The sequence below is a fragment of the Pectobacterium jejuense genome (assembly GCF_026800125.1).
Taxonomy (GTDB): Bacteria; Pseudomonadota; Gammaproteobacteria; order Enterobacterales; family Enterobacteriaceae; genus Pectobacterium; species Pectobacterium jejuense.
The window spans coordinates 1-9,278 of record NZ_JAPQKX010000026.1; the positions used below are offsets into that span (position 1 = coordinate 1).

The window sequence follows — 9,278 nt, forward strand, 5'->3', positions numbered from 1 at the left end:
ACGGTGATCGCATCGCCCGCTTTGACTTCATTACCGACCTGACCGGTGACGGCTATGGTCTGGCCGGACTCAGTCGCATTAATCACGTTATCGGAGGTGATATTGTCGATAGCAATCGACGCCACGGGCGCAACGGTGTCCACACCATAAGTGTGACTGGTATTCGCGGTGGTGACGTTACCTACGGTATCGCGTGTGGTGACGGTCGCACTCACATCACCATTGGCGGCCAGTACCGAGCCCGGCACATTCACGCTCCAGGTTTTACCATCGCTATTCACCGTCGTCTGGTAAGTCTCAGTGCCAACGGTAACGGTGATCGCATCGCCCGCTTTGACTTCATTACCGACCTGACCGGTGACGGCTATGGTCTGGCCGGACTCAGTCGCGTTAATCACGTTATCGCTGGTGACATTATCAATAGAGATGGACGCCACCGGCGCAACCGTATCCACGCCGTAAGCGTGACTGGTGTTCGCGGTCGTGACATTGCCCGCGATATCACGCGTGGTGACGCTGGCGCTCACATCGCCATTGGCGGCCAGTACCGCCCCCGGAACGTTCACGCTCCAGGTTTTGCCGTCCGCATTCACCGTCGTCTGGTAGGTCTCGGTACCGACGGTAACGGTGATTGCATCGCCCGCTTTAACCTCGTTGCCGACCTGACCGGTCACGGCTATCGTCTGACCTGATTCAGTGGCGTTGATGACGTTATCTGACGTGATGTTATCGATAGTGATAGACGCCACCGGCGCAACCGTATCCACACCATAAGCATGAGTGGTGTTCGCGGTGGTGACATTGCCCGCGGTATCACGGGTGGTGACCGTGGCGCTCACATCGCCATTCGCGGCCAGCACCGACCCCGGAACGTTGACGCTCCAGGTTTTGCCATCAGTATTCACGGTAGTCTGGTAAGTCTCGGTGCCGACTTTCACGGTAACCGCGTCGCCCGCTTTGACTTCGTTGCCAACTTGCCCTGTGACGGCAATCGTCTGGCCGGATTCACTGGCATTAATCACGTTATCGGACGTGACATTATCAATAGAGATAGAAGCAACAGGCGCAACCGTATCCACACCGTAAGTGTGACTGGTATTGGCGGTGGTGGCATTGCCTGCCGCATCGCGCGTGGTGACCGAAGCAGAGACATCACCGTTAGCAGCAAGTACAGCGCCCGGAACATTCACGCTCCAGGTTTTACCATCCGTATTGACCGTCGTCTGGTAGGTCTCGGTACCGACTTTGACGGTGACCGCATCGCCCGCTTTAACTTCATTACCGACCTGACCGGTGACCGCAATCGTCTGGCCCGATTCGCTGGCATTAATCACGTTATCTGACGTGATGTTATCGACAGAGATTGAGGCCACAGGTGCAACCGTATCCACGCCATAAGCATGAGAGGTATTGGCGGTAGTGACATTGCCTGCGGTGTCACGCGTGGTCACCGTCGCGCTCACATCGCCATTAGCAGCCAGTACCGACCCCGGTACATTGACGCTCCAGGTTTTGCCGTCGGTATTGACCGTGGTCTGGTAGGTCTCGGTACCGACTTTCACGGTAACCGCATCACCGGCTTTAACTTCATTGTCCACCTTACCGGTCACCACAATGGTCTGCCCGGATTCAGTGGCGTTGATGACGTTATCTGACGTGATGTTATCGATAGAAATTGAGGCCACTGGCGCAACCGTATCGACGCCGTAAGTGTGATTCGTGTTCGCAGTCGTGACATTGCCCGCCGTATCACGGGTAGTCACGGTGGCGGAGATATCGCCATTCGCTGCCAGCACAGAACCGGGAACATTCACGCTCCAGGTTTTACCATCGGTATTGACCGTGGTCTGGTAGGTCTCGGTACCGACAGTAACGGTGATCGCATCGCCCGCTTTAACTTCATTGCCCACCTGACCCGTCACTGCGATGGTTTGACCTGATTCAGTGGCGTTGATGACGTTATCTGATGTGACGTTATCAATAGAAATTGAGGCCACCGGCGCAACCGTATCGACGCCGTAAGTGTGATTCGTGTTCGCAGTCGTGACATTGCCCGCGGTGTCACGTGTGGTGACCGTGGCGCTCACATCACCGTTCGCTGCCAGCACCGAACCGGGAACATTCACGCTCCAGGTTTTACCATCGGTATTGACGGTCGTCTGGTACGTTTCGGTACCGACTTTGACGGTAACCGCATCACCGGCTTTCACGTCGTTATCGACTTTACCGGTCACCGCAATGGTCTGCCCGGATTCGGTTGCATTGATGACATTGTCAGCGGTGACGTTATCGATAGCAATCGACGCCACCGGCGCAACCGTATCCACGCCGTAAGTGTGATTCGTGTTGGCGGTGGTGACGTTACCTGCGGTATCGCGCGTAGTGACCGTCGCACTCACATCGCCATTAGCTGCCAGTACCGCCCCCGGAACGTTCACGCTCCAGGTTTTGCCGTCGGTATTGACGGTCGTCTGGTAGGTCTCGGTACCGACTTTCACCGTAATGGCGTCGCCCGCTTTGACCTCATTGCCGACTTGACCCGTCACGGTAATCGTCTGACCGGATTCGGTAGCATTAATCACGTTATCCGACGTGACATTATCAATAGAAATTGAGGCCACAGGCGCGACGGTATCCACGCCGTAAGCGTGGCTGGTATTGGCGGTGGTGGCATTGCCTGCGGTATCACGCGTGGTGACGGTCGCACTCACATCGCCGTTTGCTACCAGCACGGATCCTGGAACGTTGACGCTCCAGGTTTTGCCATCGGCATTCACTGTGGTCTGGTACGTTTCTGTGCCAACGGTAACGGTGATCGCATCGCCCGCTTTAACGTCGTTATCGACTTTACCCGTCACGGCTATCGTCTGGCCGGACTCGGCCGCGTTAATCACGTTATCGGATGTGACATTATCGATAGTAATCGACGCCACAGGCGCAACGGTATCGACGCCATAAGCATGAGAGGTATTGGCAGTCGTGACATTGCCTGCTGGATCGCGTGTGGTGACGGTCGCGATCACATCACCATTAGCAGCCAGCACGGAGCCCGGAACATTCACGCTCCAGGTCTTGCCGTCGGTATTCACCGTCGTCTGGTACGTTTCGGTACCGACTTTTACCGTAATGGCATCGCCGGCTTTCACTTCATTGCCAACCTGACCCGTCACCGCAATCGTCTGACCCGATTCGGCAGCGTTAATCACGTTGTCGGATGTGACATTGTCGATAGCGATCGACGCCGTTGGTGCAACCGTATCGACACCGTAAGTGTGCGAGGTATTGGCCGTGGTGATATTGCCAGCCGTATCGCGGGTCGTAACCGTGGCACTCACATCGCCATTGGCTGCCAGTACCGCCCCCGGAATATTCACGCTCCAGGTTTTGCCGTCGGTATTGACCGTCGTCTGGTAGGTTTCCGTGCCAACGGTAACGGTGATGGCGTCGCCGGCTTTGACTTCGTTGCCGACCTGACCGGTGACGGAAATCGTCTGACCGGATTCGCTGGCATTAATCACGTTATCCGACGTGACGTTATCAATAGAAATAGACGCCACAGGCGCAACGGTGTCCACCCCATAAGTGTGACTGGTGTTCGCGGTGGTGACGTTACCTGCGGTGTCGCGTGTCGTGACGGTCGCACTCACATCGCCATTCGCCGCCAGCACCGCCCCCGGAACATTCACGCTCCAGGTTTTTCCATCCGCATTGACGGTGGTCTGGTAGGTCTCGGTACCGACTTTGACGGTGATCGCATCGCCCGCGTTGACTTCATTGCCGACCTGACCGGTAACGGCAATAGTCTGGCCGGACTCGCTGGCATTGATGATGTTATCGCTGGTGACATTATCAATAGCGATCGACGCGACTGGCGCAACCGTATCCACGCCGTATGTGTGGCTGGTATTCGCGGTGGTGACGTTACCTGCGGTGTCGCGTGTCGTGACGGTCGCACTCACATCGCCATTCGTCGCCAGCACCGCCCCCGGAACATTCACGCTCCAGGTTTTGCCATCAGTATTGACGGTCGTCTGGTACGTCTCGGTACCGACTTTAACGGTAACCGCGTCGCCCGCTTTGACTTCATTGCCCACCTGACCGGTGACGGCAATGGTCTGGCCGGACTCAGTCGCATTAATCACGTTATCGGACGTGACGTTATCAATTGAAATTGAAGCAACAGGCGCAACCGTATCGACACCATAGGCATGACTGGTATTCGCGTTAGTGACATTGCCGGCGGTATCACGGGTAGTGACCGAAGCCGAGACATCACCGTTAGCAGCAAGTACTGAACCGGGAACATTCACGCTCCAGGTTTTGCCATCGGTATTCACCGTCGTCTGGTAGGTTTCAGTGCCCACTTTGACGGTAACCGCGTCACCAGCTTTCACTTCATTACCGACCTGACCCGTGACCGCAATCGTCTGACCCGATTCAGTAACGTTGATCACGTTATCGCTGGTGACATTATCAATAGAAATTGAGGCAACCGGCGCAACGGTATCCACGCCGTAAGCGTGACTGGCGTTGGCGGTGGTGACATTGCCTGCCGTATCGCGGGTGGTGACCGAAGCAGAGATATCACCATTGGCCGCTAATACAGAACCGGGAACATTCACGCTCCAGGTTTTGCCATCGGTATTCACCGTCGTCTGGTAGGTTTCCGTACCAACGGTAACGGTGATCGCATCGCCCGCTTTGACTTCATTGCCGACCTGACCGGTCACGGCAATGGTCTGACCGGACTCAGTCGCATTAATCACGTTATCGGACGTGACGTTATCAATTGAAATTGAAGAAACAGGCGCAACCGTATCGACACCATAGGCATGGCTGGTGTTCGCGGTGGTGACATTGCCCGCCGTATCACGGGTAGTCACGGTGGCGGAGATATCACCGTTAGCAGCCAGTACCGACCCCGGAACGTTGACGCTCCAGGTTTTACCATCGGTATTCACGGTGGTCTGGTAGGTCTCGGTGCCAACGGTAATGGTGATCGCATCGCCCGCTTTAACGTCGTTATCGACTTTACCCGTCACCGCTATCGTCTGGCCGGACTCGGCCGCGTTAATCACGTTATCGGATGTGACATTATCGATAGTAATCGACGCCACAGGCGCAACGGTATCGACGCCATAAGCATGAGAGGTATTGGCAGTCGTGACATTGCCTGCTGGATCGCGTGTGGTGACGGTCGCGCTCACATCACCATTAGCAGCCAGCACGGAGCCCGGAACATTCACGCTCCAGGTCTTGCCGTCGGTATTCACCGTCGTCTGGTACGTTTCGGTACCGACTTTTACCGTAATGGCATCGCCGGCTTTCACTTCATTGCCAACCTGCCCCGTCACCGCAATCGTCTGACCCGATTCGGCAGCGTTAATCACGTTGTCGGATGTGACATTATCGATAGCAATCGACGCGACCGGCGCAACCGTATCGACACCGTAAGCATGACTGGTGTTCGCGGTCGTGACATTGCCAGCGGTGTCACGGGTAGTGACCGTGGCATTGATATCGCCATTGGCGGCTAATACCGAACCGGGAATATTCACGCTCCAGGTCTTGCCGTCGGTATTCACCGTCGTCTGGTAGGTCTCCGTGCCGACTTTTACGATAACCGCGTCGCCCGCTTTGACTTCATTGCCCACCTTGCCAGTGACCGCAATCGTCTGACCGGACTCGGTTGCGTTAATCACATTATCTGACGTGACATTATCGATAGTAATCGATGCGGTTGGCGCAACGGTATCGACATCATAAGTATGGGAGGTATTGGCGGTGGTGGCGTTGCCTGCCGTATCGCGCGTGGTCACGGTGGCAGAGATATCACCGTTAGCAGCCAGTACAGAACCGGGAACATTCACGATCCAGGTCTTGCCATCGGTATTGACGGTCGTCTGGTACGTTTCGGTGCCGACAGTAACGGTAACCGCATCGCCCGCTTTGACTTCATTGCCCACCTGACCGGTGACCGCAATGGTCTGGCCGGACTCGGCCGCGTTAATCACGTTATCGGATGTGACATTATCGATAGCAATCGACGCCACAGGCGCAACGGTGTCCACCCCATAAGTGTGACTGGTGTTCGCGGTGGTGACGTTACCTGCGGTGTCGCGTGTCGTGACGGTCGCACTCACATCGCCATTCGCCGCCAGCACCGCCCCCGGAACATTCACGCTCCAGGTTTTGCCGTCCGCATTGACGGTAGTCTGGTAGGTCTCGCTACCGACCTTAACGGTAACCGCATCACCCGCTTTGACGTCGTTATCGACTTTACCAGTGACCGCAATCGTCTGACCGGACTCGCTCGCGTTAATCACGTTATCGGACGTGACATTATCGATAGAAATCGACGCGACTGGCGCAACGGTATCGACGCCGTAAGTGTGATTCGTGTTGGCTGTGGTGACATTGCCTGCGGGGTCACGCGTGGTGACCGTTGCTGAGATATCGCTATTGGCGGCCAGCACCGATCCCGGGACGTTCACGCTCCAGGTCTTGCCATCGGTATTCACCGTGGTCTGGTACGTTTCGGTGCCAACGGTAACCGTAACGCTATCGCCCGCTTTGACTTCATTGCCGACCTGACCGGTCACGGCAATAGTTTGGCCGGATTCGCTGGCGTTAATCACGTTATCCGACGTGACGTTATCGATAGTAATGGAAGCTGTTGGCGCAACCGTATCGACACCATAAGCATGAGTGGTGTTCGCGGTGGTGACATTGCCCGCGGTATCACGTGTGGTGACGGTAGCGCTCACATCGCCGTTTGCTGCCAGCACGGATCCTGGAACGTTGACGCTCCAGGTTTTACCATCGGTATTCACCGTGGTCTGGTAGGTTTCGGTACCGACGGTAACCGTAACCGCATCGCCGACTTTGACTTCATTACCGACCTGACCCGTCACAGCAATGGTCTGGCCGGATTCAGTAGCGTTAATCACGTTATCCGATGTGACATTGTCGATAGCGATAGAAGCGATTGGTGCAACGGTATCCACGCCGTAAGTGTGACTGGTATTGGCCGTCGTGACATTGCCCGCTAGATCGCGTGTGGTGACCGAAGCAGAGATATCGCCATTGGCGGCCAGCACCGAACCGGGAACGTTCACGCTCCAGGTTTTGCCGTCGGTATTCACCGTGGTCTGGTACGTTTCGGTGCCAACGGTAACCGTAACGCTATCGCCCGCTTTGACTTCGTTGCCGACCTGACCGGTGACGGCAATGCTCTGACCGGATTCGCTGGCGTTGATTACGTTATCGGACGTGACGTTATCGATAGTAATGGAAGCTGTTGGCGCAACCGTATCCACACCGTAAGCGTGGCTGGTATTGGCGGTGGTGGCATTGCCTGCGGTATCACGGGTAGTCACGGTCGCACTCACATCGCCATTCGCAGCCAGCACCGCCCCCGGAACATTCACGCTCCAGGTTTTGCCATCGGTATTCACCGTGGTCTGGTAGGTCTCGGTGCCGACTTTGACCGTAACCACATCACCGGCTTTCACGTCGTTATCGACTTTGCCCGTCACCGCAATGGTCTGGCCGGACTCGGTAGCATTGATGACATTGTCAGCGGTGACGTTATCGATAGTAATCGATGCGGTTGGCGCAACGGTGTCCACACCGTAAGCATGGGAGGTATTGACGGTGGTGGCGTTGCCTGCCGTATCACGCGTGGTGACCGAAGCAGAGACATCACCGTTAGCAGCAAGTACAGCGCCCGGAACGTTCACGCTCCAGGTTTTTCCGTCGGTATTCACCGTGGTCTGGTACGTTTCGGTGCCGACTTTAACGGTAACCGCATCGCCCGCTTTGACTTCATTACCGACCTGACCCGTCACCGCAATCGTCTGGCCGGATTCGCTGGCATTAATCACGTTATCCGACGTGACATTGTCGATAGAGATCGACGCCACCGGCGCGACGGTATCCACACCATAAGCATGGCTGGTGTTGGCGGTAGTGACGTTGCCTGCGGTGTCCCGTGTGGTGACTGTCGCACTCACATCGCCGTTTGCTGCCAGCACGGATCCCGGAACGTTGACGCTCCAGGTTTTACCATCCGTATTCACCGTGGTTTGATACGTTTCGGTACCGACGGTAACGGTGATTGCATCGCCCGCTTTGACTTCATTGCCCACCTGACCCGTCACTGCGATGGTTTGACCTGATTCAGTGGCGTTGATGACGTTATCTGACGTGATGTTATCGATAGTGATAGACGCCACCGGCGCAGCGGTATCGACACCATAAGAGTGGCTGGTATTGGCGGTGGTGGCATTGCCTGCGGTATCACGCGTGGTGACTGTCGCACTCACATCGCCGTTTGCTGCCAGCACGGATCCTGGAACGTTGACGCTCCAGGTTTTGCCATCGGCATTCACTGTGGTCTGGTACGTTTCTGTGCCGACGGTAACAGTGATCGCATCACCCGCTTTCACTTCATTGCCCACTTGGCCCGTGACGGCTATCGTCTGACCGGATTCGGTAGCATTGATGACATTGTCAGCGGTGACGTTATCGATAGCAATCGACGCCACCGGCGCAACCGTATCCACGCCGTAAGTGTGATTCGTGTTGGCGGTGGTGACGTTACCTGCGGTATCGCGCGTAGTGACCGTCGCACTCACATCACCGTTCGCCGCTAAAACAGAGCCTGGAACGTTGACGCTCCAGGTCTTGCCGTCAGTATTGACTGTGGTCTGGTACGTCTCGGTGCCGACTTTAACCGTGATCGCATCGCCTGCTTTGACTTCATTGCCGACCTGCCCCGTCACCGCTATCGTCTGACCCGATTCGCTAACGTTAATCACGTTATCAGACGTGACATTATCGACAGAGATCGACGCAACTGGCGCAACCGTATCCACACCATATGTGTGACTGGTATTAGCGGTGGTGACATTGCCAGCGGCATCGCGTGTGGTGACCGAAGCAGAGACATCACCGTTAGCAGCCAGTACAGAACCGGGAACATTCACGCTCCAGGTTTTGCCATCGGTATTGACCGTGGTCTGGTAGGTCTCGGTACCAACTTTTACGGTGATAGCGTCACCCGCTTTCACTTCATTACCGACCTGACCAGTGACCGCAATCGTCTGACCCGATTCGCTGGCGTTAATCACGTTATCGGACGTGACGTTATCAATAGAGATCGAAGCAACTGGCGCAACCGTATCCACACCGTAGGCGTGGCTGGTATTCGCGGTGGTGGCATTGCCTGCGGTATCGCGTGTGGTCACGCTGGCGGAGATATCGCCGTTTGCTGC

General features: G+C 56.0%; 1 protein-coding gene. It reads right to left on the minus strand.

What is annotated here, in order from left to right:
* Positions 1-9,278, minus strand: a 9,278-nt coding sequence (locus NXT09_RS22270) for an Ig-like domain-containing protein (RefSeq protein ID WP_268581184.1), incomplete at both ends; no start/stop codon positions are given.